This window comes from Candidatus Avedoeria danica, assembly GCA_016703025.1.
Classification (GTDB): Bacteria; Chloroflexota; Anaerolineae; order Epilineales; family Epilineaceae; genus Avedoeria; species Avedoeria danica.
In genome coordinates this window covers 2,437,906-2,454,697 of the sequence record JADJCV010000004.1, presented here as the reverse complement: position 1 = coordinate 2,454,697, position 16,792 = coordinate 2,437,906, and the positions used below count along the sequence as shown (strand labels likewise).

At 69.4% G+C, this 16,792-nt stretch carries 6 protein-coding genes; 2 read left to right on the top strand and 4 right to left on the bottom strand.

The features are described from left to right. Positions 1-45: 45 nt before the first annotated feature. From IPG72_12785 to IPG72_12770, 4 genes are all read right to left on the bottom strand, one after another. The gene (locus IPG72_12785; GenBank protein MBK6769860.1) at positions 46-2,691 is read right to left on the bottom strand and encodes a DUF2723 domain-containing protein; all 2,646 of its coding nucleotides are present in this window, start codon (positions 2,689-2,691) and stop codon (positions 46-48) included. A gap of 23 nt (positions 2,692-2,714) precedes the next feature. Further along, entirely contained in the window at positions 2,715-4,358 is a 1,644-nt protein-coding gene (locus IPG72_12780) for a 2-oxo acid dehydrogenase subunit E2 (protein MBK6769859.1), read from the bottom strand. A 112-nt stretch (positions 4,359-4,470) separates the two neighbouring features. Beyond that, positions 4,471-5,085 (bottom strand): superoxide dismutase, encoded by a 615-nt coding sequence (locus IPG72_12775; protein ID MBK6769858.1) that lies wholly within the window; start codon positions 5,083-5,085, stop codon positions 4,471-4,473. A 91-nt stretch (positions 5,086-5,176) separates the two neighbouring features. After that, positions 5,177-5,638 (bottom strand): redoxin domain-containing protein, encoded by a 462-nt coding sequence (locus IPG72_12770; protein MBK6769857.1) that lies wholly within the window; start codon positions 5,636-5,638, stop codon positions 5,177-5,179. A gap of 383 nt (positions 5,639-6,021) precedes the next feature. Here IPG72_12770 and IPG72_12765 point away from each other — a divergent pair, with 383 nt between their 5' ends. Then, a complete protein-coding gene (locus IPG72_12765) occupies positions 6,022-10,158 on the top strand; it encodes a DUF11 domain-containing protein (GenBank protein ID MBK6769856.1) in 4,137 nt (1,378 codons plus the stop codon). 348 nt (positions 10,159-10,506) lie between these two features. Further along, positions 10,507-16,626, top strand: coding sequence for a DUF11 domain-containing protein (locus IPG72_12760; protein MBK6769855.1), 6,120 nt, complete (start codon positions 10,507-10,509; stop codon positions 16,624-16,626). Positions 16,627-16,792 lie beyond the last annotated feature (166 nt).

The window sequence follows — 16,792 nt, the reverse complement described above, 5'->3', positions numbered from 1 at the left end:
GCCGGTGATGTGCGTGCGGCGATCGGGGCGCAGCAAGCAGCGCCCCTACGGCGACTCGAACACGACCGCCCGCTGACCCTGCCCCTGCCGCACGAGCTCCCCATCCGTCACCGGCAGCGGCTCCAGCGAGAACGCGTCGTACACGCCGACCGTCACGGTGTACGGCCCGGCGTGCCCGGCGGCCTCGGGCGGCAGCGGGATGCGGTGGCGGTCGCGGATGATCATCCCGGGGAGCCATTTCAGCGTCGGGATCGCGCCGAGGGCCGGGGTGCCGTCGTGCTGGGCGCGCCAGGAGGCGTCGGCGGCGGCGGCTTGGACGCTGACGGTGTAGTCGGAGGCGAACGCGCGGGCGTCGGCTTGCCAGGTGAGGTCGACGACGAGGGCGGTGGGGGTGCGGTGGACGGTGGAGTGGAGGAGGGACAGTGCGTTGGCGAACGGGATCGCCGGGGCCTCAGCTGGTGGTCCAGCCGCCTTCGCGATCGCTCGGACGAGCGCTTCGTCCACGATCCACAGCCGTGCTGCGGTCCCATCGACGATGACGCCACTGTCGGCCGGCCGAAGCAGATTCGGCGAGCGCAGCGAATCACCTACGAAGTAGCGGACGCTCCCGATAGCGAGACGCTGCGGGCCGTCGGGTGTCATCCGGTAGAGGCCGACGTCAGCTGCCAGCCGGTGCGACAGGTCGATACCGCGAAAGGGCGCAAGCGGCAGGCGCACGACGTACGCCGACATCCCTGCGTCGTCGCCGAGCGCCTCGTCACCCAACGGGCGATCCGCCTGGCCCGCCACGACGCCCGCATCGAGGTCCACGAGCTGGGCGAACGCGACGACGCCGTCCGACGGGCGCTTCTCGTACGACATGATCACCAGGTAGATGTCCAGGCCGACAGGTCCGGGTTCGATATCACCTTCTACCAACTGCCACGATTCCTCCGCCGTTTCGAAGTCCGCGTTCCGGAGCCCCGGGTAGCGGTCATCTGTGACGCACCTTAGGCGTGGGAGCGATCCTGGACGGTGCAGCCAAAACGGGGTGCCGGAGAGGCCCTCTAGGGCGATGTCCGCATCGATGACCTCGCGCGGCCGGTTCGTCGCCACGGTCGAGCCTCCGACCGCAGCGGCGGTGACCTGTGTGCGCCACGTCTCGCCGATCGGATCGCCCGTGGCGAAGTCCGGGTGCACATAGACGATCGGCGCGCCCGATGCCGTGACGTACGGCGTGTCGGCCCTCGAGCCGGCGTCGGCTGGCGACCGCCGACCCATCAGCCACAGCGGCGTGACGTAGTGCCAGCTGGCGAGTACGGTCGTGCTGGCGGGTAGACAGTCGGGGTCGGTGGCGAGGCGGGTGACCGAGGACAGGTCCGGCACGGCAGTTCGGGCGAGGAGCGGGGCGCGGCCGCGCATGGGGAGGGCGAAGGCGAAGGTTGCGGCGAGGATGAGGGTGGCGGTGGCCAGGGGCATGGTGCGGTCCGCGAGACGCGCGGGGGCCGGCGGCCTAAGGCCCTCTCCCCCCGACCCCCTCCCCCAATGCTGGGGGAGGGGGAGGAATCTGAGCAGACGAAGTAGGACTCCCGCAGCGGTTCCGGCGATGATCGCCAGGGCGATGTAAGCCGGGAGGAGGTACTCCATCGTCTGCGGCGCGCGATACGTGATGGCCAGCCAGCTGACGATGAGCGCCGTGCCGAGGAGGGCAACCGCCTCGGCGCGGCGGCGGGCGAGGAGCCAGATCGTGCCGATGGCGATCAGCGCGAGGGCGAGCGGCGTGAACTGGAGTTGGAGGATGTTCGCCAGCACGAGCAGGCGGTCGCCCAAGTCCCGCGCCCCGGTGATCGCCAGCATGTCGCCGCGGAACCCGGCGGCGGTGACGTGGCGCCAGACGCCGCCGATCGTTGCGAGGTCTCTCGGGGCGAGCGGGGCGCCTTGGGCGGCGCGGATCGGCAGGTAGGCCAGCGGGAGGAGGCCGACGAGGGCGGCGGCGAGGCACTGCGCGATGAGGCGCGCATCTCGCAGCACGGCTCGGCGGCGGGCGATGATCGCGATGCCGAGGGGAAGCGCGAGGGCGGCGAGCGTCGGATGGTGGCCGGCGGCCAGCGCGCCAACGAAGCACAACGCGACGAGCGTCCTGTTCCCCCCAACCCGTGATACTCCCCCTCCCCCAGACTTGGGGGAGGGGGTCGGGGGGTGAGGGCTGTCTTCGGTCGCGGGGAGAGGGCCGTAGGCCGTCGGTGGGTTCGATCCTCGTTCGCCCAGCCACGACAGCGCCAACCCCAACACCACCGCCGTAAACAACCCCGTCCCCATCCGTATATTCGCCACCAACGCCTGCGCCGCGAACGTCGGCGAGAACGCGAGCAGCACCGCCGCTACCGCCCCCGCCACCCACGTCCCCCCCACCCGTGCCGCCGTCCGCGCCACGACGGCCAGCGTCGCGACAGCGAGGACCATCGAGAACGCGTTGACGGCCCACGGCCAGCCAAAGTCGGCCGAAGCCGCCAGGACGAGGCGCCCGAACAGATGCGCGGCCATCGTGTAGAGCGGGTAGCCGGGCGGGTGGGCAACGCCGAGGTCGCGCGCGACGAGCTGGAACTCGCCGCTGTCGGCGGGTTGGGCGCCTGTGGGGACGGCAGCAAGGCCGATGGCCAGGAGCGTCAACCAGAACGCTGACCGAGCCGTCTGGGTCGCGACGCTCTTCACGACTGGAACGCTGGGGATGCGCGCTACGCGCTGTACCCCTCGAGCAGCTCGGTGATCGTCCGCATGAAGGGATCGGCCGTGCCGCCGTCCAGGATCCGGTGGTCGAACGTCAGCGCCAGGTACATCATCGGGCGGATCGCGATCTGATCGCCGTGCTTCGTTTCGATGACGACGACGCGCTTCTTGATCGCGCCCGTGCCGAGGATCGCGCACTGCGGCTGGTTGATCACCGGCGTCCCGAACAGGCTGCCGAGCGTGCCGTAGTTCGTGATCGTGAACGTCCCGCCCTGGATGTCGTCCGGCTTGAGGGCGCCGTCGCGGGCGCGCTTGGCCAGGTCGTCGATGTCGGCGGCTAGGCCGACGAGGCTCTTCGTGCTGGCCTGCTTGATGACCGGCACGATCAGCCCGTTCGGGATCGCCACCGCCATGCCGATGTTCACGTCCCGGTGGATCCGCACGCCCTCGTCCGTCCAGGCGCTGTTCACCAGCGGGTGCTTCACGAGCGCCTTGGCCACGCAATCGACGATGATCGCCGTGATCGTCAGCCGGCCGCCGCGGGCGGCGACGGCGTCCTTCTGCGCCTTGTACGCCGCCATCGCCGCACTCATGTCCACTTCGTGGATCGTCGCGACGTGCGGCGAGGTCTGGATGCTCTTCACCATGTGGTCGGCGATGATCCGACGCATCCGCGTGAGCGGCATGACCTCGCCGATGAAGTCCGCCGGGTTCGTGCTGGCGGGCGCCGTGGCGGGCGCGGGCGACGTCGCCGGCGCGCCGGCCGGGGCCGGGGCCGGTGCGGTCGGCACGGTCGGCACGGTCGGTTCCGTCGGTTCCGTCGGTTCCGTCGGCACGATCGGCGCGGCGGACACGATGGGCGCCGGCGCCGGCATCGCCGCAGCGGCCGCAGCCATCGCCGCCGCCATGCCGCCGGCGGCCACGAACCGCTCGACGTCGCGCGCCGTGATCCGACCGTCCTGGCCCGTGCCGGCGACGTAGCGCAGGTCAACGCCCTGCTCGGCGGCGGCGCGGGCCACGCGGGGGCTGATGAAGCCGATGTTGCGGCTGAGGTCGAGCGGGGCGACGGGCGCGGATGGCGTCGTCGCCGCGAGGGCCGATGTCGATGCGGCCGACGCATCGTCCAATGCTGCGGCGCCCGCATCGTCCGAGACATCGGCCGCCGCGGCGACCGCCCGCTCGACGTCCTCGCGCCGCACCTGTCCGCCCGGCCCGGTGCCGCTCAGCGTGGCCGGGTCGATGCCGTGATCGGCTGCCATGCGCGCCGCGACGGGCGAGACGCGGGCCGGGGCCGACGGATCCGTCGCCGTGGCCGGGGTGGCCGCGGGCGCGGGAGACGCCGCCGCGTCCGCCATCGTCGCGCCCGGCCCACCGGCCGCCGCCGCTTCCGATGCCGCTTCCGCCGCCGCCTCGCCCGCCACGCCGATGATCGCCAGCACCGCGCCGACCTTCACGACATCGCCCTCCGCCGCCACGATCCGGAGCACCGTGCCCGCTTCCGATGCCGTGACCTCGGTGTCCACCTTGTCCGTGATCACCTCCAGCAGCGGCTCGTACTTGGCCACCGCGTCGCCGACCTGCTTGAGCCAACGGCCGACGGTGCCTTCGTGGACGCTTTCGCCGAGCTGCGGCATTCGGACTTCGGTGGCCATGTGAATCGTCTCCTCGAGCACGGTGGCACAGGTTGTGACGGACCGGGATGTGGGGCCAACAAGGGCACGGCACGCCGTGCCCTCGATGCGAACCCAATCGACACGCCCTCCGCTAGCCCTCTACGCCCGCGAACCGCGCCGCAACCGCCGCCCAGTCGATGACGTTCCACCACGCGGTCAGGTAGTCCGCGCGGCGGTTCTGGTAGTGGAGGTAGTAGGCGTGCTCCCAGACATCGATGCCGAGGAGCGGCGTGTGGCCCTGCATGAGCGGGCTGTCCTGGTTGGCCGTCGAGTAGAGGTGGAGCATGCCGGACTCGTCGGCCACCAGCCACGTCCAGCCGCTGCCGAAGCGGCCGATGCCGCCGGCGTTGACCTTCTCCTTGAGCGCGTCGAACGAGCCGAACGCCCCGTCGATCGCCGCCGCCAAAGCGCCCGATGGAGCGCCGCCGCCGTTCGGGCCCATGATCGACCAGAAGAGCGAGTGGTTGTGGTGGCCGCCGCCGTTGTTGCGGACCGCCGTCCGGATGTCCTCCGGCACGTCGTCGATCCGCCGGAGCAGCTCCTCGAGCGTCCAGGACGCCAGGTCGGGGTGCTTTTCCAGCGCGGCATTCAGGTTTGTCACGTAGGCCTGGTGATGCTTGCCGTGGTGGATCTCCATCGTCCGCGCGTCGATGTGCGGCTCGAGGGCATCGTGGTCGTAGGGCAGGGGCGGGAGGGTGTGGCTCATCGAGGGTGCTCCTATTGGGGTGGTGGGATATGGGCTTGGATTGGGGGATCGATCGGGGGATCACGGGGAATGAGGGGCTTCGGCGGGGCCGTCAGGCCGATTCGCTGACGGCCTCGATGAGCTCGTCGAAGTCGGGCAGGTCATCCGGGACCATCTCCTGGATGAAGCTGATGCGGCCTTCCGGATCGATCACGAAGTTCGCGCGGCCGTGGTAGCCGTAGTCGTCGAGGTACACGCCGTAGCGGATGCCGACCTCACCCTTGGGATGGAAGTCTGCCAGGAGCGGGTAGGTGATGCCCACCTTCTTGGCGAACGCGGCGTGGCAGCGCTTGCTGTCGACGCTGATCCCGAGGATCTGGGCGTCGAGCTTTTCGAACTTGGCCAGGTTGTCCACGAAGCACGCGTGCTCTTCCGTGCATACACCGCTGAAGTCGAGCGGGTAGAAGGCGAGCACGACGACCTGACCGCGGTAGTCGCTCAGGCGGTGCGTCTCTCCGGCGCCGTCGACGAGTTCGAAGTCAGGGGCGCGGTCCGTGACGGAAAGGTTCGTCATCAGCGTTCCTTGGGGGCACTGGGTGCAGCCATCGGCCGCGGCAAACGTGCCGGCGCCAACGGGCCACGCCGAGCGCCGGGGCATTCTAGTACAGCGCACCCCCGGCGGGGCGGCCATTGTAGAAATCGCCTCTGGGGGAGTCAAGGCCGTTTGCAGAGGTAACGGCGGCGGCGACGCCGGCCCCGGCGGGGCGCGGCCAAACGGGCGAGCGATTCGTCACCGCAGGCCGTATCGCAGCCGTTCACGGGGCGTTAATCAGAGCAGCCCGCAGGCCGTCACGCCTGCGTGGCAGTCGTTTACGTTGGTTGGACGTTGCGCATCTTGTATGCATTGAGCTTGAGTCGCGGGGTTGCCCGGGACGCGCAGATGGAGGTCGGTTCGCCATGACGAAGAATCGGGTCGCGATCCAGTTCGCACTCGCCGCTGTGATCGCGTTGGCGTTGGGTGCCTGGTTGGGCGATACGGCCCCCGTGCAGGCACAGATGGCGCCGACGACCGACAAGTCGGCCGAGGTGCAGCCGGCGGCGGATGCGGCCGAGCCCAACTCGACGCAGCGGGTCCAGCAATCGGGCGGCCCCGACGCCTTCGGCTACCGCTACCAGGACACGAACCCCGTGACCGGCGGCTGCAGCTTCAACTTCATCAACATCGCGTCCAGCGGCATCTCGGCCGGCACGGGTGACGACTCGCAGTTCTCCGTCCCGATCGGCTTCAACTTCACGTACTACGGTTCGGTGTTCAGCACGGCGACGATCTCGACGAACGGGTTCGTCGCCTTCGGCACAGGCAGTGGCAGCTTCAGCAACTCATGCCCGCAGCCGATTTCCCTGAACGACCTGCAGCTCAGCCCGTTCTGGGACGACGGCTACGTCTTCGCACCGTCGTCGCTGCTCTACCAGACCACCGGCGTCGCACCGAACCGGATCTTCGTCATCCAGTGGAACAACACCTCGTTCTGCTGCTCGGCGCCGCCGCCGGGCATGACCTACCAGGTCCAGCTCATGGAGACGAGCAACATCATCGCCTTCATGTACCTGGACGTGCAGGCCAGCACGCGCACGATGGGCGACTCGGCGACGATCGGCATCGATGGTCCCGGCGCGACGAACTTCCTCTCCTACTCCTGCAACCCCGTCGGCGGCTCGCTCGCCAACGGCCGGGGCATCTTCTTCTTCCCGCCGGGCGTCAGCGCCTGCGCCGTGCAGTCCGGCGCGGATCTGTTCCTCACGAAGACCGACTCCGTCGACCCGGTGATCGCCGGCAACAACTTCACCTACAACCTGACTTCGACGAACAACGGCCCGGGGACGGCCACCGACGTTCGCATCGCCGACACGCTGCCGGCCGGCGTGCAGTTCGTGTCGGCCACCCCGAGCGCCGGCGGCAGCTGCGTCGTGCCGGCGGTGGGCAGCAGCGGCGGCACGGTCACGTGCACGTGGCTCGGCGCGACGGGCACCGGGGCCGCGAGCGCGCGCAGCGTGAGCATCGTCGTCACCGTTCCGATCACGACGGCGTGCTCGCCCGCGATCTGCCCCGGCAGCCCGGGCACGAACATCTCCAACACGGGCACGACGACATCGGCGACGACCGACCCGTCGCTCGGCAACAACAGCGCCACGCAGCTGACGAACGTCCGCGCGGGCGCGGATGTCGAGATCACGGATCCGACGGTGACGCACCTCATCGCATCGGCGCTGGCGGCGATGTCGGCCGCGCCGGTCGACGGCGCAGCGGACGCCGGGACGCAGGACGCACCGGCGTGGAACGCGGTGGACGGCGCGCTGGCGCCGCAGCAGGACAACGCGGAGTGCGTCGGCGTCGGTGACTTCCTCATCGTGACGCAGAGCTTCAGCAACACCGGCCCGCTGGCGTTCACGCCGCAGCGGGACAACCCCGGACCGGAGTGGGAGTCGATCCTGCCGGGCAGCGTCATCGGCCTCGATTGCCGCGTGCTCGACGGCGGCGGGACGTGCACATCCACGGCCACGCAGATGACGTGGGACGGCACGATCGCCGTCGGCGCGAGCGTGACGGTCCAGTTCTCTCTGCGCATCAAGGGCGCGATCCCGACCGGGACGATCATCCCGATCGTTGGCACGGTGCACTACGACGGCTTCAACATCGGCCAGAACACGTTCAGCCGCTCGAGCGGTGTGGTCGAGGTGCTGATGGACTGCCCGTCCGTCATCGACCCGAACACGCAGCTGAGCAACCAGGTCCACCTGCCGATCCTGAACTTCCTCGGCCAGGACGACGTCTGCGAGAGCTGGATCGAGGTCCAGAACCTGGGCTGCATTAACGCCAAGGCGGCGCTCGTGACGTGGGGCGAGCCGGGCTTCTGCCCGCCGCAGGCGGCGGGGCCGTTGAAGGTGGAGTGCACGGGCCTCTTGAAGCCGGGCAGCAGCTGGAACCTGTACGGCGCCCAGGTGCCGACGGGCTCGAAGTCCGGCATCCTGTTCAAGCTCTCGGCGCGGCAGCTGTCCGAGGACGGGATCGACGTGATCCCGGAGGACGACATCACGGGCGACTACGTCTGCGAGGTCCTGTTCTTCAACGTCGTGGGCGACGCGGACGATTACCGCCGCTTCAAGAAGGCGTACGACGAGGGGCTGATCTTCGACGGGATCGACATGTCGCGCGCGGCGCCGCAGGACGGTGCGCTGGCGGTGGACGTGCACCGGACGTGCCCGGGCGATGTGACGCCGGGTGTGGACGTGACGAGCAAGTACAACGGGATCGCGGGCACGCACCTTGGCGTGTACGACGCCGTGTACGGCGGGTACGGGTTCTACGTGCCGCTGGTGTACGCCAGCAAGGCCGGCTACAACTCGATGATCTACATCCAGAACGGCGGGCTGATGTGCTCGTCGATCGAGATCTGGTTCCAGCAGCAGGAGGACTGCCTGCGGGCGGTGATCTGCGACATCGCGACGCTCGCCCCGGGCGAGACGTACCAGCTGGACGCGAACGACTGCGTCGGGCCGGACTTCCAGGGCAGCGCGTGGATCCGGTCGACGCAGCGGATGGGGATCGTGGTGGACATCATCGGGCACGACCTGCTGATGACGTACGTTGGCGAGCCGGCGGAGATCAACTACACGTTCGACCCGCGCAAGGCCGTGTACACGGGCGGCAACCAGGTGGGCTTCGCGCCGCTGGTGTACAGCGAGTACCAGGGCTGGGACAGCGCGATCCAGGTGCAGAACCTGAGCCCGGTGGTGGCGGCCAAGGTGAAGGTGTACTTCCTGGACCGCGGCGGGGACATCATCACGACGCTCATCGACTGGGTCTGCCCGCGCGGGAGCCAGACGTTCTTCCTGCCGCTGGTGGCGGCGCTGCCGGGGAACTGGGTGGGATCGGCGCGGGTGGAGAGCCAGGAGTGGATCTCGCCGGGGAACCCGAACGTGCTGGCGCCGAACGTGGTGGCAGTGGCGACGCTGATCGAGTACTCGGACGCGGCGCGGACGGCGGCGACCCAGGGCATCGCGTACAACCTGCTGCCGGAGCACAAGATCTTCGACTGGCAGATCGGCGAGCGTTCGGGCGGGAACTTCGAGGCGGGCGTGGGCCTGATCGCGATCCCGAGCCTGCTGAAGGACCTTGGCAGCTCGCAGATGACCAGTGAGATCGCGATCGCGAACGTGGTGCCGAAGCCGGGCTTCACGGACTTGGTGATCTACGTGTACGACCAGAACGGCTTGATCGACTACATCTGCCAGAAGCTGAACGAGAAGCAGGTGGAGTACATCGACCTGCAGACGTGGGGCTGGATCAACAACGGGTTCAAGGGCAGCGCGGTGATCAGCGCGTGGTTCTGGGAGCACGACGTGTTCGACGGGACGGGCTTCTTCCTGCGCAACCTCGTGGGCCTCGGGGCCGTGGCGATCGAGCGCAAGGGCGCGCGGCTCGGCGAGGACGTGCCGGGCGACGAGGCGGCGGGGGAGCGCGGGATTCCGTTCGAGAGCACGTACGACGAAGACGGGAACCCGCTGTTCGAGTACTGCTTCATGGGCCCGCTGCCGCTGTGCCCGGGGTTCGTGGACAATCGGCCGGTGGCGTGCGAGGTGAAGCAGCAGAGCTTCGCGTGCGACAACTGCCCGGTGGCGATCCCGGCGTTCGGCGTGGCGCCGGACGCGCTGGTGACGGTGTCGGGAGCGGCGCAGTGCGAGGTGGCGGACGTGAACATCACGCTGGACATCCTGCACACGTGGAACAGCGACATCACGATCGACGTGTCGAGCCCGACGGTGGCGGACGTGGTGCTGGCGGGCCGGATCTGCGGCGCGGACGACAACATGCAGGCGGTGGTGGACTCGGACGCGGCGGCGCCGATGGGATCGGCGTGCCCGCCGACGGGGTTCGAGCACTACACGCCGGGCGGTACGGGCGCGACGCCGGACGGGCTTGACGCGTTCGACCGCAAGAACCCGGACGGGACGTGGATCCTGAGCGTGAACGACCAGGTCGGCGGCGACGCCGGGTCGGTGCGCGGCTGGTCCGTGGACATCACGTACCGCTAGTCGTCCACGTCGGATCGAAGCTCGCATCGGACGGTCCTCGTTCGATGTGACGCGAAACGAATACGGCGCTCGCGGCGCCCGGTGCGGCTTCGGCTGCGCCGGGCGCCGTTCCTTGTTCGCACGGCAGGCACAGCAGGACCGGCGCGAAGGATCGGCCCCGGATCGCCGCACGATGTCGCCCGCCACACTCACCGGGCGCCCAAACGTTAAGGGATCTTGCCGCGCTATCCGGTATCTCGCGCCGTTCGGACACGTTTGAACCAGCGATCCCGCGCAGGCCATTCCGGCCTGCGCCGCTTGTGTGTTCCATCCGGGCCTCGTCCGCCGGCCTCGCAAGGTTGTCGCCCCATGATCTCGAAGCGCCACGCCCTCATCGCAGGCCTCGCCATGCTGGTCGTTGCCTTGGCGAGCCGCGCCTCCACCGGCGTGCAGGCCGTCACGGGCGACCTGTTCTTCTCGGAGTACATCGAGGGCTCGTCGTTCAACAAGGCGATCGAGATCTACAACGGCACCGGCGCGAGCGTGAACCTCGGCACGGGCAACTACGTCCTCGAGCTCTACTCCAACGGATCACCCACCGTCTCGCAATCGGTGGCTCTGACCGGCGTCATCGCCAACCTCGACGTGTTCGTTGCCGCCCATGGGAGCGCGAACGCGACGATCCTGGCGCAGGCAGACCTGACGAACAATGCCGTCATCAACTGGAACGGTGACGATGCGGTGGTGCTCCGCAAGAGCGGTACCGGTGGGCCGATCGTCGACGTTCTCGGCCAGGTGGGCTTTGACCCCGGGACGGAGTGGGGCACCGGCTTGGCGAGCACGGCGGACAACACCCTGACTCGGAAGGCGGCGATTTGCCAGGGCGACACGAACCCGAGCGATGTCTTCACCCCGGCCACCGAGTGGGACGGATTCGCGGTGGATACGTTCACCTTCCTTGGCGCACACACCGCCAACTGCGACCCGACCGCTACCCCAACGAACATCCCCACCAACACACCCACCGACATTCCCACCAACACCCCAACAAACACGCCCACGAACACACCCACCGACACGCCCACCAACACCCCAACGAACACCCTGACGCCCACCCCGTCCAACACCCCGACCAACACGCCGACGAACACACCATCCAACACGCCGACAAACACCCCCACCAACGCCCCCCTGGCCGCGGACCCCGCCCTGACGTCCAAGGTGGACTCGCCCGACCCGGTGATCGCTGGCAACAACCTCACCTGGGTGATCAACGGCATCAACAACGGCCCGGGCACCGCCAACGGCGTGACGGTGGCCGACACGCTGCCCCCGGGCACGACGCTCGTCTCGGCCGTGCCGTCGGCAGGGTCGTGCAGCGGCACGGCGACGGTCACGTGCGTCATCGGTAGCATCGGCAACGGCGGGACGTTCAGCGTGACGATCGTCGTCACGGTGGCGGCCGGTGCGGCCAGCGGCTCGGTCCTCTCGAACACGGCCACGGTCACGTCGTCGACGACGGACGCGAACCCGTCCAACAACGCGGCGACGGCGACGACGACGGTCGCGACCTCGGCCGACCTCAGCACGACGAAGACAGACAGCCCGGACCCGGTGATCGCCGGCAACAACCTGACGTACAGCATCGTCGCGACGAACAACGGGCCGTCGGACGCGCAGACCGTCACGATCGGCGACCCGCTGCCGGCCGGCACGACGTTCGTGTCCGCCAGCGCCAGCGTGGGCGGCGTGCTGACGACGCCGTCCGTCGGATCGAACGGCATCGTGACCTCCGTCTGGAGCGGCGCGACCGCGCCCACCGTCCAGCGCACGCTGTCCATCACCGTTCGCGTCCTGCCCAGCGTCGCCAACGGCGCCGTCCTCTCCAACGTCGCCACCGCGTCGTCGACGACGAGCGATCCGACGCCGACGAACAACGCCGCCACGGCCACGACGACGGTGAACACGCAGGCCGACGTCGCCGTCACCAAGAACGACGTCCCCGACCCCGTCCTGGCCGGCAACAACCTCACCTACACGATCGTGGCGACGAACAACGGCCCGTCCGACGCGCAGGCGCTCACCATCGCCGACACCGTGCCCGCCAACACGACGTTCTTCTCGGCCACGCCGAGCGCCGGCGGCCTCTGCACGACGCCGTCCGTCGGCGGGACCGGGCTCGTGAGCTGCACGTGGGCCGGCGCGACGATTCCGCTGGCCCAGCGAACGCTTACGCTCCTTGTCTTCGTCACGCCCGGAACGCCGCTCGGCACGATCCTCACGAACACGGCCGCCGCGTCGACGACGACGAGCGATCCCACGCCCGCGAACAACAGCGCCACCGCCACGACGACGGTCAGCACCCAGGCCGACCTCCTCACCGTCAAGATCGACACGCCCGACCCCGTCGTCGCCGGCAACAACCTCACCTACAACATCACGATCACGAACAACGGCCCGTCCGACGCCCAGAACGTCGCGGTCAGCGACCTCCTCCCTGCGGGCACGACGTTCATCTCCGCCACGCCGAGCGCCGGCGGCCTCTGCACGACGCCGGCCGTCGGCGGCACGGGCACGGTCAGCTGCAGCTGGGCCGGTGGGACGGCGCCGGCCGGACAGCGCACGGTTGCCCTCGTCGTCCGCGTCCTGCCGAGCGTCGCCAGCGGCACGGTGCTGTCGAATACGGCCACCGCGACGACGACGACGACCGACCCGAACACGCTGAACAACAGCGCCACGGCGACGACGAGCGTCATCACGCAGGCGGATCTGGCGGCGACGAAGACCGACGCGCCCGACCCGGCGATCGCCGGCAACAACGTCACGTACGTGGTCAACAGCACGAACAACGGCCCGTCCGACGCCCAGACCGTCGTCATCGCCGACACGATCCCGGCGACGACGCGCTTCCTGTCCGCCACGCCGAGCGCCGGCGGCAGCTGCACCGTGCCGGCCGTGAACGGCAGTGGCACCGTGAGCTGCAGCTGGGCCGGCGCGACCATCCCGACCGCCGTCCGCTCCGTCATGATCGTCGTCCGCATCTGCGCCGACGTCCTGTGCAACGCCGTCGTCAGCAACACCGCCTCGACATCGTCCGGCACGACCGACCCGAGCGTCGGCAACAACAGCGCCGTCGCCGGCACGACGGCGCAGGCGCAAGCGGACACCGCCATCACGCTCGGCGACGCGCCCGATCCGGTGATCGCCGGCCAGAACGCGACGTACACCGCGGTCATCTCGAACAACGGTCCGTCGAACGCCGCGAACACCATCGCGACATTCATGCTCGACAGCCGCCTCGTCTTCGTCTCGGCCACGGTCGCACCCGCCGGCCCGACGTGCAGCGCGGCCGGCTCGACCGTCACGTGCACGCTCGGCGTCGTCGGCGCCGCCAACCAGTGCGCCACCGCCTTCCCGACGAGCTACACCGTCACGATCGTCGCGACCGTGCCGGACACCACGGCGTGCTCGCCCGCGGTCTGCCCCGGCAGCCCGGGCGTGCCGCTCTCGTCGTCCGCCGCGGTCACGAACGGCAACTGCCTGGCCGATCCGGTGCCGGGCAACAACAGCGCCGCCCAGACCACGGACGTCCGCGCCGGCGCCGACGTCGTCGTCGACGTGCCGCTCCTCACGCACCTCGTCGGATCGTTGATGGCGCAGGCGGTCGCCGCCTCAGACGATGTGGGCGACGGCGCCGATCGCGTGATCGTCGACGGATTCGCCACCGACTCCGACGCCCTCTTCGACGCTGCCCTCGCGCCGCAGCAGGACGACGACGCGTGCGTCGCCGTCGGCGACTACATCGTCGTCGAGCAGATGTTCGGCAACACCGGGCCGCTGGCGTTCACCCGGCAGCGGGACAATGCCGGGCCGGAGTGGGTGGCGGTGCTGCCGGGGACGGTCACGGGCCAGGCGTGCCGCGTGACGGCGGGCGGCGGCGTGTGCACTTCGACGCCGACGCAGATGACCTGGAACGGCGAGATCCCGGTCGGCGGCAGCGTCACGGTGGAGTACGCCGTGCGGATCGTGGGGGCCGTCCCGACGGGCACGGTCATCCCGTTCGACGGCACCGTGCACTACGACGGTTTCAACATCGGCCTGAACACCTTCAGCCGCACCAGCGCCGTGGCGGAGATCGCGCTGGACTGCCCGTCCATCATCGACCCGAACACGCAGCTCTCCAACCAGGTCCACATCCCGATCCTGAACTACATGGGCCAGGACGACGTCTGTTCCACGATGGTCCAGATCCAGAACATCGGCTGCCAGGTGGCCAAGGCCGCCCTGGTCTCGTGGGGCGAGCCCGGCTTCTGCCCGCCGCAGGCGGCCGGGCCGCTGAAGGTGGAGTGCACCGGCACCCTCAAGCCGGGCAGCAGCTGGATCATGATCGGCGCGCAGGTGCCGACGGGCTCGAAGGGCGGGATCGTGTTCAAGTTCTCGGGCCGGCAGCTGTCAGAGGACGGCATCGACGCCGGCGAGGACGACATCACGGCCGACTACATGTGCGAGCTCCTGTTCTTCAGCGTCGTCGGCGACGCCGACGATTACCGGCGCTTCAAGAAGGCGTACGACGAGGGGTTGATCTTCGACGGCATCGACCTGTCCCTGGCGGTGCCGGGCGACGGCGGGCTGGCGGTGGACGTCCACCGGACGTGCCCGGGCGATCAGACACCGGGCGTCGACGTGACCAGCAAGTACAACGGCATCGCGGGCACGCACCTGGGCGTGTACGACGACATATATGGCGGCTACGCGTTCTACGTGCCCCTCGTCTACGCCCAGAAGGCCGGCTACAACTCGGTCGTCTACATCCAGAACAGCGGGCTGATGTGCGCGTCGCTCGAGATCTGGTTCCAGCTGCAGGAGGACTGCCTGCGGGCGACGATCTGCGACATCGCGACCCTCGCGCCGGGCGAGACGTACCAGCTGGACGCCAGCGACTGCGTGGGGCCGGACTTCCAGGGCAGCGCCTGGATTCGGTCGACGCAGCGGATGGCCATCGCGGTCGATCTCATCGGCCATGACCTGCTCATGACGTACGTCGGCGAGCCGGCGGAGATCAACTACACGTTCGACCCGCGCAAGCCCGCGTTCACGGCCGGCAACCAGGTGGGCTTCGCGCCGCTGGTCTACAGCGAGTACCAGGGCTGGGATAGCGCGATCCAGGTGCAGAACCTGAGCCCGGTGGCGGCATCCAAGGTGAAGGTCTACTTCCTCGACCGCGGCGGCGACATCGTCACGACGCTGGTCGACTGGGTCTGCCCGCGCGGGAGCCAGACGTTTTTCCTGCCGCTCGTGGCGGCGCTGCCGGGGAACTGGGTGGGCTCGGCGCGCGTCGAGAGCCAGGAGTGGATCGCACCGGGCAGCTCGAACGTCCTGGCGCCCAACGTCGTGGCGGTGGCGACGCTGATCGAGTACTCGGACGCGGCGCGGACGACGGCCACGCAGGCCATGGCCTACAACCTGTTGCCGGAGCACAAGATCTTCGACTGGCAGATCGGCGAGCGCTCCGGCGGGAACTTCGAGACCGGCGTCGGTCTCGTCGCGATCCCGAGCCTGATCAAGGACCTCGGGACGACCGGCATCAGCAGCGAGGTCGTGATCGCCAACGTCGTGCCCAAGCCGGGCTTCACGGATCTGGTGGTCTACGTGTACGACCAGAACGGGCTGATCGACTACATCTGCCAGAAGCTGAACGAGAAGCAGGTGGAGTACATCGACCTGCAGACGTGGGGCTGGTTGAACAACGGCTTCAAGGGCAGCGCGGTGATCAGCGCCTGGTTCTGGGAGCACGACGTGTTCGACGGCACGGGCTTCTTCCTGCGCAACCTCGTCGGCCTCGGGGCGATGTCGATCGAGCGCAAGGGCGCGCGCATGGGGGAGGACGTGCCGGGCGACGAGGCGGCGGGTGATCGCGGGATCCCGTTCGAGAACACGTATGACGAGGACGGGAACCCGCTGTTCGAGTACTGCTTCATGGGCCCGCTGCCGCTGTGCCCCGGCTTCGTCGATGCCCGGCCGGTGGCGTGCGAGGTGCCCGCGGAGAGCTTCGCGTGCGCCAACTGCCCGGTCGCGATCCCGCCGGTCGGCCAGGCGCCGCCGGCGATCGTGAACGCGGTCGGCCGCGAGAACTGCGTCGTGGCGGACGTGAACGTCACGCTCGACATCCAGCACACCTGGAACCACGACCTCGTCGTCGACGTCGCCGGCCCCGGCGTGCCGAACGTGCGGCTCGTGAACCAGATCTGCGGCGCGGACGACAACATCCAGGCCATCCTCGACTCCGACGCGGCGACGGCCATCGGTTCCGTCTGCCCGCCCGCCGGCTTCCAGGCGGTCACGCCGGGCGGCGCGGGCACGGCGCCGGGCGCGCTGAACGCGTTCGACGGTCGGGACGCCACCGGGCAGTGGACGCTGCGCGTGAGCGATCTGGTCGCGCCGGACGGCGGCGTGGTGCGGGGGTGGTCGGTGGATATCACGTATCGGTAGCAGGCTCGTGGTCCGCGCGACCCCGCCCCAACTTCCGCCCCTGTCCGTATCTCCCCCCCTCACGTCGCGTTAATGTCCGGTGAGCCGCGCGGCATCGAGTCGCGCTGGTCTGCTGGCCTGTTGGCGCCGATCCCGTATGGGGGGACGTGGCGCCGTCCGGCACGAA